At 61.4% G+C, this 18,044-nt stretch carries 12 protein-coding genes; 2 read left to right on the top strand and 10 right to left on the bottom strand.

The genetic code is table 11. From position 1 onward, the window contains the following. Window positions 1-23: 23 nt before the first annotated feature. The 8 genes from IRZ31_RS07830 to IRZ31_RS07795 all read right to left on the bottom strand — a co-directional run bounded on the left by IRZ31_RS07830 (window position 24) and on the right by IRZ31_RS07795 (window position 11,352). Window positions 24-923: a CPBP family intramembrane glutamic endopeptidase gene (locus IRZ31_RS07830; RefSeq protein ID WP_297152018.1), complete on the bottom strand. Its 900-nt coding sequence runs from the start codon at window positions 921-923 to the stop codon at window positions 24-26. A 1,291-nt stretch (window positions 924-2,214) separates the two neighbouring features. Next, entirely contained in the window at window positions 2,215-2,679 is a 465-nt protein-coding gene (ndk, locus tag IRZ31_RS07825) for a nucleoside-diphosphate kinase (RefSeq protein ID WP_297152015.1), read from the bottom strand. A gap of 76 nt (window positions 2,680-2,755) precedes the next feature. Continuing rightward, a complete protein-coding gene (locus IRZ31_RS07820) occupies window positions 2,756-3,109 on the bottom strand; it encodes a roadblock/LC7 domain-containing protein (RefSeq protein WP_170293221.1) in 354 nt (117 codons plus the stop codon). 272 nt (window positions 3,110-3,381) lie between these two features. Next, entirely contained in the window at window positions 3,382-6,507 is a 3,126-nt protein-coding gene (locus IRZ31_RS07815; protein ID WP_297152009.1) for a tetratricopeptide repeat protein, read from the bottom strand. A gap of 24 nt (window positions 6,508-6,531) precedes the next feature. Next, window positions 6,532-7,809, bottom strand: coding sequence for a pitrilysin family protein (locus IRZ31_RS07810; protein WP_297152005.1), 1,278 nt, complete (start codon window positions 7,807-7,809; stop codon window positions 6,532-6,534). Window positions 7,810-8,152: 343 nt separating this feature from the next. Further along, window positions 8,153-9,172, bottom strand: a complete 1,020-nt coding sequence (locus IRZ31_RS07805; protein ID WP_297152002.1) for a zinc ribbon domain-containing protein — start codon at window positions 9,170-9,172, stop codon at window positions 8,153-8,155. 413 nt (window positions 9,173-9,585) lie between these two features. Beyond that, entirely contained in the window at window positions 9,586-10,701 is a 1,116-nt protein-coding gene (locus IRZ31_RS07800; protein WP_297151999.1) for a sigma-70 family RNA polymerase sigma factor, read from the bottom strand. A gap of 321 nt (window positions 10,702-11,022) precedes the next feature. Continuing rightward, window positions 11,023-11,352, bottom strand: coding sequence for a hypothetical protein (locus tag IRZ31_RS07795; RefSeq protein WP_297151996.1), 330 nt, complete (start codon window positions 11,350-11,352; stop codon window positions 11,023-11,025). 412 nt (window positions 11,353-11,764) lie between these two features. Here IRZ31_RS07795 and IRZ31_RS07790 point away from each other — a divergent pair, with 412 nt between their 5' ends. Next, entirely contained in the window at window positions 11,765-12,304 is a 540-nt protein-coding gene (locus tag IRZ31_RS07790; RefSeq protein ID WP_297151993.1) for a DinB family protein, read from the top strand. A 62-nt stretch (window positions 12,305-12,366) separates the two neighbouring features. Here the strand turns inward: IRZ31_RS07790 and IRZ31_RS07785 are convergent, their stop codons facing one another. Both IRZ31_RS07785 and IRZ31_RS07780 read right to left on the bottom strand, forming a co-directional pair. Further along, window positions 12,367-13,242 (bottom strand): heme NO-binding domain-containing protein, encoded by an 876-nt coding sequence (locus IRZ31_RS07785; RefSeq protein ID WP_297151990.1) that lies wholly within the window; start codon window positions 13,240-13,242, stop codon window positions 12,367-12,369. A gap of 724 nt (window positions 13,243-13,966) precedes the next feature. Beyond that, complete coding sequence (locus tag IRZ31_RS07780; RefSeq protein ID WP_297151987.1) at window positions 13,967-16,792, bottom strand: dynamin family protein; 2,826 nt, start codon at window positions 16,790-16,792, stop codon at window positions 13,967-13,969. A 333-nt stretch (window positions 16,793-17,125) separates the two neighbouring features. On the opposite strand from IRZ31_RS07780, the gene IRZ31_RS07775 reads away from it, so the two are divergent. After that, window positions 17,126-17,887 carry a PIG-L deacetylase family protein gene (locus tag IRZ31_RS07775; RefSeq protein ID WP_297151984.1) on the top strand — a complete coding sequence of 254 codons (762 nt, stop codon included), beginning with the start codon at window positions 17,126-17,128 and terminating at the stop codon, window positions 17,885-17,887. The last annotated feature ends 157 nt before the right edge of the window (window positions 17,888-18,044 follow it).

Raw genomic sequence — 18,044 nt, 5'->3', positions numbered from 1 at the left:
CCTGCCGCTCGCAGACTGGAAAGTTAGTGCAGCCGACCCAGCATATAGACCAGAATCACCGCCGTGCTGATCCCGTTATTGAGCATGTGCAAGAGTAAACCGGGGTAGATGGAGCCGCTCCACCAGCGTAGCAGGGCCAGGAGCAGGCCAATGACGATCAGCACGGGCAACGAGCCGAGGTCGGCATGGGCCAGGCCGAAGACCAGGGCACTCACCAGTACGGCCCAGCCGGTAGGCAGGCGGCGGCGCAGGCCAGGAAAGACGAAGCCGCGAAAGAAGACCTCCTCGCAGAACGGAGCTACGATCACCGCCAGCACCAGCAGAGTCACGGTTGTGATCGGCTCCAGGCGACTACTTTCCAGAATGACCTGATCATTGGTCTGTAGCGGAAGATGCAAGCCCTCAAGCAGCGCCGAGTAGAGGCCATTGACCAGATAGAGGAGGGCCAGAAAAGCCACTATCAGCCAAAGAAAAAGCAGTCGGAAGCGGCGCAGACCAAGGGCCTGCAGCACAGCCCGGAGAGGGAGGCGAACCTCTTTCGCTGCTCTCGGCACTGAAGCTGGCGGAATCTCGCCGCCAGCTTCGGGCGCCGCTAACTCACCAGCCTCAGAGACAGCCTGACGACGCAGGGCGCGGCGGGCGAAGAAAAGCGCAACCAGCAAAAAGGCTCCCTCCACAACCAGTGTCGAGAGCGCGGCGGCCAGCGCCCCCTCCAGATCTTGCTGCAGAGAGAGAGGCGCCTTTGGTGCGGGTAAGCGGCTTCCCTGGAGCTGGGCAGCGAGCGAGAGCAGCAGCCAGGGCACCAGGGGGATCAACAGCGCCAGCCAGGTCTCGCGAAACGACCAGGGAACAGGGGCCTCCTCTGTTCTCTGAGGTGGGCGGTCTGGCTGCGGGTCCCTTTCGGGATATGACAACGAACTCACCAGATCCTCCAGCTAGGTTGGAGTGACAGGGCACATCGCGTCCAGGAACTAGGAGGGAGAGTCAGAGCCTGCCTGGCCCTCGCTCCTGTGCTCGTCGGCGAACAAGCCTCCTGGCCTCTTGCCCAGTATAGCGGATGCCTGCCTTGCTCTGCAAGCGCGACCTGCCATCATGCGAGCGGGTAGCAAAGAATGAGAGCGTCTCTTTTTGACTCTCCAGACAAAAAGCGATTTCCACCATCTTTGATCGATCTTTTGCGCATCATCAACTTGACATGGCAGCCCTTTCCGCAGTAGGATGAGACCACCAGACCGGCGAGGGAAAAGCTTGTCAGGAGGGGCAGCCACCTCATCCGTATCAGATTGGGCGAGGCGACTCAGAAGCAGATGAGCAGGGAGAGGGTGCCAGCTCCTCGTCGGCCTCAGTTGGCAGAATGCTTGTCGCACGTCTTTCCCGTACAGTTAGCGAGCAGAACAAGCAGAAGCGTGTTTGTCGAGAGGAAGGAAGGGATTCTTGGCAGGTACACTTGAAAGCAATCCAGCGAACAGTCCAAACTGGCGAAAGCACCGCAACGGCTGCCCATTCTATCGCGAGCGCTGGTTTTCCGACAGCGATGTAGAAGCGGGCGAGCCGCTATATCAGGTGTTCTGTATGAAAGGCACGCCCCCGCTCACTCTAGAGGAGCAGAACCGCTGTCTGCGCAGCAAAACGTGCTGCTGGCGTCTCACAGAGAAGGCGGAGAAGAAAGAAGCTGTCAAAGGAAAAGGGGCCCGGAGGAGCAGCCCCGACTGATCGACCGCTTGGCGAGCTGACGGCTATCCAGCCAGGATCTCATGACCTCTGCGAGCAGCCCGCGTTGGCTCCAGGTCGGGCGAAGCGGCCTGCTCTCGTCACCTGCCCTGTTCTCCTCTCTTCTTGCCTGCTTGCTGTTCCTCCCCTCTAGTGATCTGTGCCGGCTATACGCTGAGGCCGGGCTTGTGGCTGATTCTGAGCGTTCAACCGGCCAGGCCAGCTATTCCCGCTGAGATGAGTGCTGCCGTAGGAAGGAGCGTGGTCGTTGCCGGACGGGCGGCGCTGGGCAAGCAGCCGCCCGGTCATGTACGACAGACAGGTCAGGTAGAGAGAAAGCACGAGGAGCGCGCTGGAGCCGGGCGAAGACAAGCGGCGCAGTAACTCCAGCGGGCGGACAAGTAGGCAGGCAGAGGGCAGGCCGTGGACCTGGGCGCTGTCAGCCGACGCAGCGACCAGCCAATTAGACTAAGAGGGAGGCAGCATCAGAGAGCAAAGGCTTGCTCACTGGTTCGTCTGCTCCTCATAGAGCCAGGGCTCGCTGACCAGCCGGTAATCAAGCAGCTCCTCTGGCTTAAAGAAGAGGCTAATCTCCCGAGCTGCGGTCTCAGGTCCGTCGGAGCCGTGAATGATATTGTAGCCGATCTCCAAAGCGAAATCGCCGCGGATCGTACCGGGGGCGGCCTCAGCTGCGTTGGTGGCCCCCATCATTGTCCGCACCATCTTAATCGCGCCGCGGCCCTCGACCACGCCGACCACCACGGGACCGGAGGTAATATGCTTCACCAGGCCGGTGTAGAAGGGTTTCCCTTTATGGACAGCGTAGTGCTCCTCTGCCAGGGCGGGAGACATCTGCAGCATCTTCAGGCCAACAAACTTCAGCCCCCGCTGCTCGAAGCGGGCAAGAATCTGCCCGATGAGGCCGCGCTGGACCCCCTCGGGCTTAATGATAATCAGCGTTCGTTCCATCGCTTGCAGTCAAAACTTCCTTTCCACCAAATTACAGACCAATGGTTTGGTTGAGCGAAGGAGGAAGAAGAGATTTCTACTGGCTTGTCACCAGAGGGAGAATCTGGCGACAAGCCTTCTTCATCTCCAGGCGTACACGTCCGAGATTGGGAGAGCGGGTCTGCTGGGTTGTCACGACGAGGATCAGGTCGCCCACCTCCGCCATCTGGATCGTCCCCTGTTGCGTTTCAATTATAGCATGGCGAATCTCGCCCTGGTTAATTTGCTTGGTATAGGTGCTGAGGGAGCCAAAGGCGGTAGCGGACAAGGCACCGATCATTTCCTCATCCTCGCTGTGCAACGTTCCGCTGACGATCAGCCCGTCCTTACCCACCAGGATGACGCCTGTGACCTCATCAAGCTCGGTCAACCGTTGTAGAATCGTCTCCACTGATGACTCCTTTGGATGGTAGCTAGATTCTTCTCTGAGCTGAGAGTCGCTCACCTCAATGCCAGAGCGCAGCCCACCCTGAGCCGGCCCGGTCTACAGAGTAGTGGCCCGGAAGTAGGGAAGGTCGGCTCAAGCCAGCCCAAATCAGAGCCAGGCAAGCGCATGGCCCACCTGGCTGACCGGACCTCTCTCCCCTGGCCTATCTGCTGCGCTTCCTGCTTGCCGGGTGAGCCGGCGGCGAGTGTTCGCCTTGTGTCATGCTGACCCAGCGGCTAGGAGGAAGCACCCTGACCCTTGGCGCGGCGTGTCATTGTCAGCGCCTTATTATAAGCCTCCATTGCCTGCAGATACTCGCCCTGGCGCATGTAGGCGTCACCGAGCACGCGGTAACCTGGCGCATATTTCGGCGCCAGCTTCAGTAAAGCGCGTGTATTGCTGATCACTTCGCTCAGCAGTTCCGGCTGATTGCGGATCACAATGCGATACTCCTGCATGGCCTCGTCGTAAGCGCCGGCGAGCTGGTACTGATACCCGCGGATCAGGTGCTCCTTGTAATTGGCCTCGCCGCCTTCCGAGCTTCTGCCCGCGCCGGTGCTGGGGCCACCTGTGCCGATGCCGGGGATCTCGCGACCGGCGGGGCGAGCTGGTGAGGAGGGGCGTCCGCCGGAGGTCGGGGGACGATTCTGGGCTGGCTGGAGGCGGAAAACTGGGCGCTTCATCGTCGTCTCCAGTTCGTCCTCCAGCAGGGCATCGGGTCGATAGCCCGGCAGCGAGGGACCCTGAGCAGAGCTTGAGCCTGAGCCGGGGGTAGCGGGCCAGAGCGGTTCAGGGGCGCGCCTCGGCTCCTCGTAGCGAGAAGGCTGAAGTGGTGGCTGTCCCTGCGGGGCGCGGACCGTTTCCTCCAGCTCGGAAGGTGGGGTTGAGGCTGGAGGGATCACTGGCTGCGGCTGATTGCCATAGGAGATTCGAGGCTGCTGTTCAGGCGCTGCGGGCTGGGAGGGCGTCCCTGGCTGCGCAAAGGCAGCCAGCTCGCCCGGCTGCAACGGCACGAAGCCCTGAGCATAAAGTTGCTGTTCGAGATCCTCCAAAGTTGTCAGCAGTCGTTGCTCAGCGGCTGCTGATGGCCCACTCTGCTCAGAGGGGCGCTGTCCAGCTCCGGCGGCCAGCTCAGCCAGCCACGACGAGGCGGGCTGCTCCCGTGGTTGAGCTGAAGGGGCGGGTGCTGGCTCTGGCTCAGGGCGTGCGATCTGGGCCTCGTAGACAGACGGAGCATCCGTAGAGGCGCCCGCGGAGCCTGCAGAGCCGGTTGACCAACCGGCCAGTTGCTCCAGCCAGGGAATCCCCGCCTCCGAGTGAGTGGAACTCTGTGACGAGGCGGCGGGTGTGGCGGGCGCAGGTGCAGGGGACACAGGCGACTCCTCACCCCAAATCGAGGCAGCTGGAGGGGCGGGCGTTGCGTCTGCCCCAGGCATGGCTGGCGAGGCAGAAGGTGGCCAGAGCGGGCCAGACGCCTCCTGCTCCTCAAAGGCGCTGTGGCTGGCCTGCAGCTGCTCCAACCAGGCCGGCTTTTCCATAGGGGCAGAAAACTCCTCGCTTGTCAGGTCGCCCCAGGTTGCCGAGGCCGGGTAAGTCGATTCCGACAGAGAGGAGTCCTCTGCAGCGCGAGCGACTGGCTCAGCGAGCAAGTCCTGTTCCGGGAGCCCATAGCCGTCGGCCTCTGCCGAAGCCGGCGCCATTGGAGTGCTCTGTGCTCCCTGGCCTGATAGCCGGGCCGTCTCTCTTTCCGACTTTGGCGCTTGCTTCTCTTCCTCGACTTCGCCCCAGACTGCTCCGTGCGAGCCAGCGCTGGCGGAAGAGGCTGGCGACTCCTCGACGGACTCCTCTTCCTCTATTGTCTCCGCTCCCAGGGACTTCAGCCATTCCGGCCACCCCTCCTCTGGGTCGGCTCCCTCCTGCATGAATGGAAAGATCTCTTCCGCCACCTCCTGTTGATCAGCGTGTGACTCTGCCTGAGCGGCGGGCTGAGGCCAGGAGTTGTCTGCGGCTTCCTCCCTATGGGCCAGGCTTGCTGACTCCGGCTCGGGCGTGGCGGCCACCTCTCTCTCTGCATCAGCAGAGGCCGCTTGCTCAGGCGAGGGGGTTGGGGTAGCGAGCGAGCCGGATGGCTGGCGATAGAGCGGTGAATCGAGGGCATCCAGCCAGGCGGGATGAGTGGAAGACTGGCCAGCGGGCAGGCCCAGGTCTTCCTCGGGGCCAGCTGATGAGACGGGTGGCCATGCTGGTTGCTCCTCCCAGGCAAGTCCCTGCTCTCCGAAGGAGAAATCGCTGCCAGAGAGGGACCAGGAAGGGGAGCTTGCGCGGTAAGCCTCGCTGCTGCTGGTGGTGGGGGCCTCTGGCGGCTGTGCGGGCGTCGAAGGCGGCGCGGGCGTCGGAGAGGAAGGTGGCGTCGTTGTCAAAGCCAGAGGATAAGGGTCGGGTGTTGTCCAGCCGAAGATCGGCTCGCTCTCCTCGCTGGCTGGTTCCTGCTCCTCGGCCAAAGCTGAGCCGGATCTGGACGAGACCAGCTCAGCAGCGGAAGCTGCAGTAGCCACAGATGGGGCTGCGGACCGCTCAGGAGGCGGCATCAAGACTGCATCCTTGCGCACAAGCGCCAGGAAAGGGTCATTGGGGGAGGCCGTCAGCAGATCCCTGAACAGCTCGCGAGCCATCGTCATCTCGGGATCAAGCGTCTCAGCGCGCTGGATCAGCTCGCGAGCACGGGCTGGATTATGGGGGAAGGTCATATGAGCCAGAAGCAGCAGAGCCTTCAAGCAGCCGGGGATCTCTTCCAGCAAGCCTGTCGCGATCTGCTCAGCGCGCTCGTAGTCGCCATCGCGCCAGCAGGTCTCAAGCAGGCCGGTGCGGGCATCCAGGCGATCGGGGGTAGCGGTCAGCACCGCTTCCCACTCCTGAGTGGCCTGGAAGAGCAGGTCGCCGCGCATGTAGAGGCGGGCCAGGCCGGCCCGCGAGAGCATAAAGCCAGGCTGGCCGCTGCGAGCGCTCAGCTTATTAAACTCCTGACGGATCTGGCTATTGCCACGGCTCAGCTCATAAGCCTGCTGATAGCAATCGAGCGCGGTTTCCACATCGCCCAGGCGTTCGCTTGTCAGCGCGCGATTGCAGTAAGCGAGCACGTTTTCGGGATCATTTGTCAGGACCCAATCGAAAGTCTGCTGGGCTTCGGCCAGACGATTCTGGGCCAGATAGATCTCGCCGAGGAGGCGGTGAGCCTCTAGAGAGTGAGGAAAACGCGAGAGTACATACTGGCAATGTTCGAGGGCCTCCTCGATGCGCCCGGCGCTCAGGGCATCCTCCGTATACTGCAAATACTCACGCAGCGTAGACATCGTTTTCAGCATAGAACCTGGTCTCCTCTTCCCGCGTTAGGCAGCTGTGAGCAACTTCTGAAAATGGTCGATCTGTCGAGGGTCCTCGGGGCCAATCAACGCCAGGCGGCGCCATTCGGGGGCGAAGCAGGTGCGCGCCACCCGTTGGAGATCCTGGGGAGTCACAGTCTGAATCTGGTGGATCATCTCATCCACATCGACCACGTGGCCAAGCAGGCATTCCTGACTGGCGAGCCAACTGGCGACCTGCTGAGTGCTCTCCAGACCCAGGATCAGGCCCCCGCAGACATAGGCCTTAAAGCGCTCCAGCTCCCTCTCAGAGACGGGAACCTCACAGAGCCTGTTTAGCTCCTGCACAATGGCCTGTACAGCGGCCTCCGTCTGGGAAGGGTCAACCCCTGCGCTCACCACCAGATTCCCTGTTTCGTAGTAACTGCTCGTGTAACTACCGATATCGTAGGCCAGCCCGCGCTCCTCACGAATACTCTGGAAGAGGCGCGAACTCATTCCCTCGCCCAGGATGGAATTCAAGAGCATCAGCGCATAATAGTCGGGAGAAGAATGAGCAACTCCCAGGGTACCTAATGCAAGATTCGTCTGCTCTGTCTCCTTACAGACCACGGCCACGGGTGGAACATCCCGCGGCGGCGGGCAGGGTGTCCAGGTTCGTAGCGGGCGCGGCTCCCAGTCGCGGAAGAGCCACTCGATCAACTCTCGCACCTGGGCATGGTGAATATTACCCACCACACCCACCACCAGGGCATTGGGACAATAAAACTGCTCCAGGTACGTCAGCATATCCTGGCGGCTGATCGCGGCCACCGTCTCGTCGCGTCCCGCGTCATCGCGTCCCAGCGGCAAACCGGGCCACATAACCTGGTCCAGCAGAAGACCCGACCACTCCTGCGGGTCATCGCGCGTCGCGCTCAGCTCCTCGATGATCACCTGCCGCTCCTTCTCGATCTCATGGGGATCGAAGAGCGGATAGCGGATCATATCGGCGAGCACCTCGATCACCACCTCCAGGTGCTCGCAGGGGACGCGCGCCGTATAGCTCGTCAGCTCCTTTCCCGTGCTGCCGTTGAAGACTCCCCCTACCCCCTCGATTGTTTCCGAGAGAATACGTGCGCTTGGATAATTTTTCGAGCCTTTAAACAGCATATGCTCAATAAAGTGGGATATGCCGGCCAGGTGATCCGGTTCGTAGCGCGAGCCGGCGGCAAAGAAAAAAGCGATGCTGGCCGAGCGGATGCTCGGCACGCACATCGTCAGCAGACGCAAGCCATTTGGCAGCGTAGTTCGCTCGTATTGCATCGATGCATGCGTTTCTTTATGAATTCAGCCGCTAGTGAGCCAGTCGGAAAACAGGCAGGTGAGGCACGCCTGAGCGGCTTCTCTTGAGAATGATACCCCCTGTTGCCAGACATTATAGACTCTTTACAGGTGTGTCGCAACAAGGCAATAGAAGAAGTTAGGCAGACTAGCCCATCTGGGTACAGCGGAAAGCGGCGCACAAGCAGGTGGCTGAGAGTAGAGAGCGAGCAGCCGGGCCGGGCCGAAGAAAGGCAGCCCGGCCCTTCAACCCTCGCCCTTGCGCGTCGGCAGAGGGATTTTGCTGGCGGGCCGCAGGCTCTACGGTACGGCAAGTCAGCGTCGCTCAAATCAGACCCACGTCGTCCGCCAGGCGGCCCAGGTCGCCCAAGACGCCCTCCTCATGCCTGTGATGGTGATGATGGTGGTGGTGAGGGTAGCCGTAGTCATTGCCCTCCAGCGAGCGCTCCAGGCCGTGCAGAAGCATCTCGCCACCGATCACTGCCGCCGCCCCGCCCAGGGCACCCATTGCCAGCTTGCCGCCATCCCCCTGGAACAGGCCACCGGGGCCGCCGCCCTGCTGATTGGGTGGCTGCTGCACTGCAGTGGCAGGCACGGGTGCGACGCCGACCAGACTCGTGCGGCAGCCTGGGCAGTTGCTTGTCCCCAGGGGAGAGATGGCCCAGCAGACCGGGCAGCGCAGCACCAGCGGTGCTTGTGAAGGATAGGAACCAGCGGGGATCGCATTGGCGGGTCCGGGGACTGGTTGCCCGGCGGGATAGGCTCCATACTGGACCGGTGTCTGAGCTGCGGGGGGAGCATAAGCGGGCGAGCTGGGAGCTGGCGCAGGGTATGGGCTGGCTCCGGGCGCGCTACCAGCGTTTGTAGCCGGGGGGACGGGGTAGGGACCGGCGGTCGTGACTGTTGGGGCGGAGGCTACCGCTGCAGCGGTCAGATCCGTGCCACAGGCGCTGCAGAAGCGGGCGCCACTCTGCTGAGGCTGGCCGCACTGAGGGCAGAAGCGCGGCGTGGCAGGCTCGGCCAGAGAAGCGCCGCAGTTGGTGCAGAAGGCATTTTGGGCAGCCACCTGCGCGTGACATTGAGGGCAGAGTCGTATAGACGGCCCTGCCGACACATTGGGTGTTGCTGGGCGCAAAGCATTGCCGCAGTGGGAGCAAAAAGCTGCTCCGGACCGCACCTGGCCGCCGCAGCGCGGGCAGCATTCACCGCTCGCCGCCGCTGCTCCGCCTGGGGCAGCAGCCGACTGCTGCAGCTGCAGAGACTGGGCCTGTGGCACAGGTGTGCCACACTGCGGGCAGAAACGCTTACCGCTCACATCAGTACCACAGGTTGCACAAGGTTGCATGTGCTAAATTCTCCTCTCAGACAGAAGCAAGCACTTCGTAGCAAACTCTCATCTCTCCTGATTACTCTTCGCAGTCTACCACAGGGTGTGTCTTTTCGTCGAGAGTGGGAGGAACGGCCCTGGCCTTCATGTGGGGCAGGTTGCAAAAAAAGGGGAGAGCCCTGAGACTGATCGAGCGAGAAGTGGGAAAGCCAACCGTGGGAGCGGGGAGGCAAAGGACGAAGCAAGGGCCTTTTCTCCTATCGAGGGGAGAGCGAGACCGTAAAGGGCATGGGTCGGCTTGCCGGCTAACCCATGCCCCCTTGAGCGGGCAAAGGGAAGGATCTATCTGCTCTCTTTGCGGAGCACCAGGCTCCTCCTTTAGCCATTGTTACCGGGCAAACCCAGCCAGTCCTGTCCGGGCGAGCGCGTGCTCACACGCACTCGCGCAAGGAAGCATTGCCGCTGAAATTGCGCAGCTTCATCAGGGCCACCACCTCAAGCTGGCGGACCCGCTCGCGTGAAATGCCCAGTTCCTTGCCGACTTCCAGCAGCGTGCGGCTGCGTCCATCGCCAATGCCGTAACGGAGCGTAATCACAGCGCGCTCGCGCGGGGTAAGTGTTGAAAGAGCGCGATGCAGCTCCTCGCCGAGCAAGTGCTGTGAAGCGGTCTCAGCGGGAGCGGGGGCAGTACTATCCTCCAGCGTATCGGCCAGCGAATGGCGAGCCTCGTCGTCGACGGGGGCATCCAGAGAGACGGGTTGCTCAATCACACTGAGGAGATCGATGACTTCGTTCACGTCGATATTGCAGGCTGCGGCAATTTGCTCAGGTTCAGGGTCCAGCCCGCTCTCCTGAGAGAGCTGAGCGGCAACGCGGCGTACTTTGCGGAGGCGGGTCGCCACATGTTCAGGCAGATGGATCAGGCGAGACTGCTCTCCGGCGGCGCGGCTAACAGCCTGACGAATCCACCACGTTGCGTAGGTGCCGAAGTGGCAGCCGCGACGATAATCGAACTTCTCGGCGGCGCGCATCAGCCCGAGATTGCCCTCCTGAATCAGATCGACCAGAGGGACGCCGGTGCTTGTATAACGACGGGCAATAGCAATGACCAGGCGCAGATTTGACTCGATCAATTTGCGACGCGCCAGCTCATCGCCCTCAGCGGCGCGCCGTGCCAGCTCAAGCTCTTCCTCGTGGGTTAGCAGCCCCAGACCACGGATATCGCGCAGGTAGCTCTGAAAAGCATCTTCAGAGCCGAGAGCCTGGCGCACATTCAGAGAGCGGCGCTCGGGAACCTCGTCCGTCAGATCGGTCTCGACGCTCTCCATCTCTAGCTCATCGCTGCTCTCCAGCAACGGATCAAGGGCCAGATCGGCAACGGTCTCGCCCGCGGGGAGGGCAGCGTCGTCCTCACCAGTGGCCAGCAGAGCGGCCTCGCTTTCTATCTCCAGCGTGGCCGCCTTCCGGCCTATGCGCCGCCTCGTTGACTGGCTGGCCGGTCGCATCCTGCGGCCATCGCGTACAGGATCTGCAGCAGCTATAGCCATGATTCCACGCTCCCTTCGGGAAACTCACCGACAAAAACCAGCTTGCCGGCCTCCGTACGGCCTCGTGGTCGGCATTTGGTGCCGGGTAGGCCCATTCCTGGCATCCATCCAGCGGCTTCTATTCTACCCGGAACCCAGGTTAGCCAACATCAGGTGTTTACCTTAAATTCTCTCAGGTTCTAACCGTATCTTCCTTCTGGCCGTTTGCTTCCTTCCTCAACCTGGCGACTCCTCCACGGCAGACTTACCCTCTAAAGACGCCCGACGCAGTCAGAACAGGTAGCAGATCCAGGACACGAGCGGCCAGCTGAGAGCGCTGACTCAGTCCTGCTCGGGATCACAGGGGTCCTCGACCCCGTGACCGCGATCGTAGAAGGTTTGCAGGACATCCCCAGGATGCTTCTCATAGGCTGGGCGTTTGCGCCACTGCCTTTCCCCGGCTTCGGAGGCGCTCATCTTCAGAATCAGGCGCTGTTCATGGCGCGTGGCGATGGCCGTATAGGGATAAAAACGATCTGTCCAGAACAACAATGGCCCACGGCGCACCCGCAGACTCTCAGGGTAGATGGCCACCACCCGACCCAGGTGGTGCTGGTCGGCACTATAGACGCTCAGACCCTTTTCAAGATTGGCAGCGCTCCAATTTGCCATGAGACACTTTTCTCCTCTCCAGACAAGAGCCAAGAGGATAATGCCCTACAGCAAGCTTGCTTGAGGTTTTTGTCTTCTCTTCTCCTGACTTGATTATCTCCATCCCTATCACGCCCTTCTGCCGGGGAAGCGTTTCAGTCCAGTATCATGCTGGAGCAGAGCCAGGCGCCGGGAGGAAGAGAAGACTTAGAAAGCGGCGGACAACTGCCCTGCAACTTCGCCCGCGTTCTCATCTTCGCGCCGTTTTGTCATCACCGTCGCTCATGTGAAAGTGACTGATTTTAGGATCGATAATGTCTGCTATTCCTGCTAACCTGACACTTGGATGCTCCTCCTTCGCTCTGCAGATGGAGGGAGGAAGCCGATCTTCACACGCAAAGGATGGATCAGATCAGAGAAGAAGGAGTAAAGGATGACAGAGGCTGAACAAAGTCGACTCGGAGGGATGATACTGGCAGAGGTCTATCGTGGCTGGGGCCACTATCAGCAGCTCTTGGTGGAAACCCTCACCCCACTCAACGAGGAGCAGCTAGAGCTCCGTGTCGCTCCTCACCTGCGCAGCATCCGCCAGCTTGCCGCCCATATTGCGGCGGCGCGAGCCGGCTGGTTTGGGGGAGTCATGGCGGTTGAGCCAGAGCAACTGCTGCCTTACACCCGCTGGAACAGGCAGGCTCCCGACGGACCCGTGACTGTCCTCATCGAGGGGCTACAAGCCACCTGGCGGATCGTCGATCAGCAGCTGGCTCAGTGGACAGTCACTGACCTCAAGACCATCTTCTCGGGCATCTGGTATGACGAACCTTATAGTGATACACGCCAGGAAGTTATCTGGTATCTCATCGAGCACGATCTGCACCACGGGGGAGAGCTTTTCTTCATTTTGGGCTGTCATGGCTTGCCGACGCCCGAACTGTTGGCGACGCAGCGGCAGGAGAGATCGCCTGATCTCTGAGGATCTGGGGGGCCGCTCACCCGTGGGGCGCCGACAAGCCAGAGCAGCGGGGTCAGCCCGCCTTAGTGCTCCCAGTAGGTACTGACACGCCAGTAGCGGCGGGTCGTCAGATTATCCTCTGGTTCCCCGTCTGTAGAGGCCACGTAGCCGGCAAACTGCAGGTGGCGCAGGGCCTGCAGCAGCACTGCCGGGCGCTGATAAGTGGGACTCAGGCGGTAGCGCTGCACCAGCGCCTGCCGAACCTCGCGCAGGGTCAACGCCTGCGCTTGCTCTGTGGGCAGAATCGTCAGAATGCGCTGTCCTAGCTCGCGCATCGCATTCTGGTGCGCCTGCTGCTCGAAGGCGTTGGCCCGTGCCTGCTCTGAGAGCTGCTCTGCGCTTCTAGTGTCACGGGCAAACGTAGCGGCAATGCGACACACGGGGTCACCGCGCTTCATGCAGCTGTGTTCATAAATCGTGACCTCTTCTCCATAGCGTTCGGCAGCGCCCTCGATGGCTCCCAGGAGGACCGCACATAGCTGCCTCGGACTATCGTAGATCAAGATAACGCTCCGCTCTTGCGCCGCGAACTCATAGTTAAAGAGCGGCGGGGTCAGACCTGCGGCAGTCTTGCGCAAACGGCTATGGACATCCCGCATCGTGAGCAGCAGATCGTAGGCACTGCTGACGCCCGAGAGGATATACTTGCAGAGATGGCCGGTGAGGCTATTCAGAATGAAGTAGCGTCCATATTCGCGCAGCAGCTGATCAGGGGACAGACCGCTGAGGCGGCTGGCCGCTGCTACGCCCGCAAGAAGCGCGCCGTCGTCGTAGGAACGGCTCACCAGGGGTGTGGCGCTCGGCGATTCACCGATGGCCTCGCGGTAGGCACTCAACAGGCCGCCGCCAAAACGCTCACCCAGATACTTTTCCCAGGTTGTAAAAATGAGACCGTGCATACCTGGCCTCCTTCTCTCTCCAGTACCTGATCCAGCCCTGCCACCTTCTAAGGAAAGTCGGGGGTGGGCCTGTCCGACTACCCTGGATAGCGGGCGCCTGACAGGGGCTGGACTCTATAAACACGTTACGCTGTACGCTTGCTGTTCAGATGAATAGACAGGCCAAAAGTACCAGTATTTTTTATGCAGTCAGAGATTGACAGATAGTAGATATTTTATCTCAGCTGAAGCTATACTCTTGACCCTCACTCATTTTGAGAGAAGGAAGCGGCCAGGGAATCCGCCGGGCAAGATGAGAAGAAGGGGCGTTGACTCTGCGAGCGTCATATGAATATTTCTCAACTCCGAGGAGCGAGTTTTGCTAGATCTTCATTACATCTCAACGCGATGTTCACCGGGATCAGAGCCTGGTGCGGCTATCGTAATGCCGGGGGTGACAATGGGAGGCAGGCCCTGGGGGGACTGAGATGTGACGTGATCCTGTAGGCGGGTTTGTCGTGGGGAACAGGGAAAAGGGAGGGAGGAGCGCGGCCCTGAGCGCTCTCCCTCCCTCTTTATCTGTCTCCTGTATAGGACGAGGATGGTCCGGCTTCCTTTGAGAGTGGGAGGGGGAAATGTTCCGTCTCTTTCCTGGCGGGAAAGAAGGATGGACATGCCGCCGAGCCGGGCCGGGTTAGGTTAGGCCTCAGCTCGGGGCATCTCCGTTGGCTCTTCTCCAGGCCGCTTATTCCTGGCGATGGATGGTCTTGAGGGCCTCCACCTCCTGAATCAGATCGACCCACTGATCGAGGGCAGCCTCGCGCTGCGCCTGCAGGTTATCGAGCTGCTGGCGCAGGGCCTCTGACGTATGCACGCGCTCGGTCAGGTGGCTGTAGAGGCGCGTCACGATATCCGAGAAGGTACCGTTCTGTGACACCGGTTGGGCCTCCAGGCGGTCGCTATCGTAGACCTGGCGCTCCTGAAGCTTGTCCAGCTCATAGCGGAAGAGGCGCGCGATGCGTTGCTCGGTGCTGCGGGCCAGGCCGTTGCAGATCGTATCAAGAATCGGGGCCATCAGTCGGCGTGCTTGCTGAATAATCTCCTCGGCCCTCCCCTGAGCGTTCGTCAGGCGATAGAGTGCGCCCACTGCCGGATTCTCGCGGGTTGGGGCATACTTCTCCTCATTGAGCAGCTCGCCCAGGGTCACATAGAGGCAGATATCGCGGGCCTTCTCGCGGATGCTGCGCTTCAGCTTATTGTAAGCTTTCTGAATCTCATCCAGCTCGCCGCCGAACTCACCGAGGGCCACCCGATTGATATCGAGCGAGCCGTCGACTTCCTCCTTGTAAGCAATGGGCATCAAGAAGGCCTCGGCCAGCGTCCGGGCGGGGTCATTCAGCTCGCGCTCCAGGGCCATGCACAGGCTCTGGCGCAGCGCCTTAATCAGACCCCAGCCGTCGATATCCGTCCAGCGATTGCCGATCTCCATCGCTGGTGAATCCTCTGTACGGCGGTTGCCGACCTTAATATAGTGATCGAAGTTGCCCTGGGTGATGCGGATCTTGACGCGCTGAGCGGCGCGCTCGTGGGCCGTTTGCAGCACGCGCTGGAAGACGCTCTTCTCGCTGCTGATAGCTGAATCGAACTGGCGCAGGGCGTCGTTCCAGGCGTCGAGCATGGCATTTGTACGGCGCTGCAGGTGCTCGAAGCGGGCAGCGCTGCGGCGGGCCTGGCGCGAGCGCATTTCCTGCTGTAGCTCCTGCAGGTCGTGGCTTTCGACGCCGAGCTGGCTCATCTGCTCCCAGCACAGGTCTTCGGTCAGCTGCAAAGCCATCGCCAGCTGCGTCTCTGCGTGACGCAGCTGCACCTCGTAGCGGTTCTCCGTCAAAAAGACCTGCAGGTCGTGCGTCAGCTCGGGCAGGCCGCTGTACTGCAGCATGGCCTCATGCTGCTCGCGCGTCACCTGCTCGAACTCCTGAGCGCTGGTAGTAGACGGCAGCGAGGGGGCCATCTTCAGCAGCTCGGGGTAGATTCCCAACAAGCGACCGGCGTACTCGCGGCCCTCCTGCTGGCGTTCCTCATCGAGGGAGGTGCCGGCCAGGCCCAGCGTTGCCAGCAGGGCATCGAGGGCGCGCAGCGGGTAGAAGAAATAGGTATGACGTGGACCGTGGCGGTGGTAGCTCGCGTAGCCGGGGGGCAGCTCGCGCAAGAAGGGGCGCAGGCTGCCGAGGGCCTTCTCTTGGCTGGCGGGAGAGTTGATCTCATCCCAGTGCGTCACCACCAGGAAGAGCATGCGGCTGGCCACGTCGAAGGCGCGGTTCTGCAGGACCGCCTGGCGGACCTCCTCAAAGATGCGCTGGATACGCTCATCGTCGCCAAAGCGGTTGTTGCCGATCACCAGCAGCAGGGCGTCGACCTGCTTCAGCTCCTCGCGCAGCATCAGGTCATGATAGATCTGGCCGGCGGCGCCGCCGGGCAAATCGACCAGGACGCTGTTGGGCGGCAGCACTGAGCGCGGTCCCGCGTGGACGCGGTACTCGACATAGTCGATGATGCGTGTCAGGCGCGGTTCCTCGCTATCGCGGGCTGGCTCTTCGATATAGCGGCGGCTTTCTGTTTTCCAGCGCTCGCGTGGCACGACCTCCACATAGGGCTGATCGTCCTTCAAATAAGTATCGCCGAAGGCTTCGCTCGCTTTGAGCAGGATATTAAGCTCAGCGGCCAGGGCCTCGCGCATCTTCTGCGTTGGGGCCGTCTTGATAGCCTGCTGCGTCTGGCTGAGCAGGTGGCCGAAGGCTGCCCGGGTCAGAAAGTGGACGTGCATTTCCTCCGGCTCATCGTCGCGGCAGAGGCGCACGCGAGTGCGCACCCCAGTGACGGCGCCCCCGGCCAGGCGTGGGAAGATATCCCGTCCGATCAGGGCCGCCAGTAGCGTGCTCTTGCCGGCGCCGGCGTGCCCGACCAGCTTGACGGTATACTCTCGCGTATAGTCCAGAGCGCGTGCCGCCTCGGCGATGTGGTGCCGCAGACGCAGAGCCTGCTGCGACTCGATCTGCTGGATCTGTGGACGTTCCAGCAGGCGGGCACAAGCTGAGGCGCGCTGGAGCTGCTTTTTCCAGGCATTGATCTTTTGCGCTTTATCGGGGAGATTAGCCGGGAAATAAATATCGATCTGACTAACCTGCTCCTCCAGGCGCTGGAGCAGGCTCTGGATCTCACCGGGAGCGGGAGGGGGAGCCGCCGTCTGGGCAGATTTTCCACTCTCCCCTTCCTCTCCCTCCTCCCCTTCCTCTTCATATTCGTAGTCTTCTTCCTCTTCGTCTTCCTCCTCATCGTAGATATCGGGTGACGCTGGGGCAGCAGGGGCCGCGCCAGGCTGCGCGGGGGCGGTGGTGGTGGCCGCGCCACCAGTGGCAGCAGCAGCTGCTGAAGCCTGGGCGGTTGTGGGTGGCGGATAGAGACGTGTCCCGCAGATATTGCAGAAGGGTGCACCAATGGGCACGACGTTATCACACTGGGGACAGGTCATTAATTGTTGTGGTTGCTGTTGGGCCTGTCTAGTAAACTGCATACGTCTTTTTGTGTACTTCCCTTCCACAGATTTTGACCGTTAAGGCGAGATAGCATTGAAATAGGATGCTTTCATGTTAATAGATTTTTGTGGCCCCCGGCCCTCTCTAGCAGGAAAGTACCACCTGGCCTGTGACGCTCGCTGCCCTCTTGGGGGATAGGAGGAGCGCTTTTTGAAAGGCTCATTCCTCTGGGGAAGGTTTTGAGAGATGGCTCTTGTGGCCGGCTGGAAGCGCGGAGAGACGGCTCAGCAATAGGCAGAGAGAGGCGGGCGTGGTACAATAAGGCCGATTTCCCCGATGCCTTTTGAGATCCTAGAGGAGCGTGTCTTTTGATGCAGGGACAACAAGAAGCAGTTGAGACATCGAAAGAGCAAGCGAAGCGTGCAATGGTGATTGTGGCTCATCCCGATGATGCGGAATTCGGCTGTGGCGGCACTGTAGCGCGTTGGGTGCGCGAGGGATGGGAGGTCTACTACGTCATCTGTACCGATGGGGGAGGGGGAGGACCGGACGAGGCGCAGGATGTCAGCGCAGAGGCCCGGCAGCGCACGATTGAGACGCGCAAGGCCGAGCAGCGGGCTGCCTGTCAGATCCTGGGGGTCAAAGAAGTCATTTTCCTCGGCTATCCCGACGGACAGCTCCAACCGACGCGCGAATTGAAGCGCGAGCTGGTGCGCCTCCTGCGCACGTATCGCCCCACACGCGTGATCTGTCAATCGCCCGAGCGCTCATGGTCGCCAGTGCTCTTTTTGGGCCGCTATCATCCAGACCATCTGACCGCCGGGCGCATGGCGCTGGAGGCGATCTATCCTGCTTCTCAGAATGCCTGGGACTTCCCGGAGCTATTAGCCGAGGGATTGCAGCCGCATCGGGTGCGCGAGGTTTACATTGTCGGGGCGCCCATGCTCAATCATGCTGAAGATATCTCGACGACCATCGAGCTGAAGCTGCAGGCGCTGCGGGCCCATGCCAGCCAGGTCGGAGACCATTTTGAGCAGGTAGCGGAGCGCGTGCGTCGTGGGGCCCAGGAGTCTGGGGCGCGGCATCAGTTGGCCTATGCTGAGGAGTTTCACCGCACGGAGAACGCTCGCTAGCCCTCCTGGCCAGGCCAGCCAGCTGAGTGTTGTCTGGGAGCATTGATCAAGAAAGGGAGAGGACGGTGCCTATGCAGGAGTCCAGGGACGTTGTTGTTGTGGGGGGAGGGCCGGCGGGTCTGGCCGCCGCCGAGGCGGTAGCGCGCCGGGGGCTGGG

Source organism: Thermogemmatispora sp. (assembly GCF_019683635.1).
Lineage (GTDB): Bacteria > Chloroflexota > Ktedonobacteria > Ktedonobacterales > Ktedonobacteraceae > Thermogemmatispora.
The sequence above is the reverse complement of the archived record's forward strand: the minus strand, read 5'-3'. Positions and strand labels throughout refer to the sequence as shown.

Bases quoted from the DNA above. Each gene is read 5' to 3' on its own strand.
- IRZ31_RS07795 (WP_297151996.1), bottom strand. From the start codon at position 11,352: ATGGCAAATTGGAGCGCTGCCAATCTTGAAAAGGGTCTGAGCGTCTAT.
- IRZ31_RS07815 (WP_297152009.1), bottom strand. From the start codon at position 6,507: ATGCTGAAAACGATGTCTACGCTGCGTGAGTATTTGCAGTATACGGAG.
- IRZ31_RS07790 (WP_297151993.1), top strand. From the start codon at position 11,765: ATGACAGAGGCTGAACAAAGTCGACTCGGAGGGATGATACTGGCAGAG.
- IRZ31_RS07810 (WP_297152005.1), bottom strand. From the start codon at position 7,809: ATGCAATACGAGCGAACTACGCTGCCAAATGGCTTGCGTCTGCTGACG.
- IRZ31_RS07800 (WP_297151999.1), bottom strand. From the start codon at position 10,701: ATGGCTATAGCTGCTGCAGATCCTGTACGCGATGGCCGCAGGATGCGA.
- IRZ31_RS07780 (WP_297151987.1), bottom strand. From the start codon at position 16,792: ATGCAGTTTACTAGACAGGCCCAACAGCAACCACAACAATTAATGACC.
- IRZ31_RS07785 (WP_297151990.1), bottom strand. From the start codon at position 13,242: ATGCACGGTCTCATTTTTACAACCTGGGAAAAGTATCTGGGTGAGCGT.
- IRZ31_RS07775 (WP_297151984.1), top strand. From the start codon at position 17,126: ATGCAGGGACAACAAGAAGCAGTTGAGACATCGAAAGAGCAAGCGAAG.
- IRZ31_RS07805 (WP_297152002.1), bottom strand. From the start codon at position 9,172: ATGCAACCTTGTGCAACCTGTGGTACTGATGTGAGCGGTAAGCGTTTC.
- ndk (WP_297152015.1), bottom strand. From the start codon at position 2,679: ATGGAACGAACGCTGATTATCATTAAGCCCGAGGGGGTCCAGCGCGGC.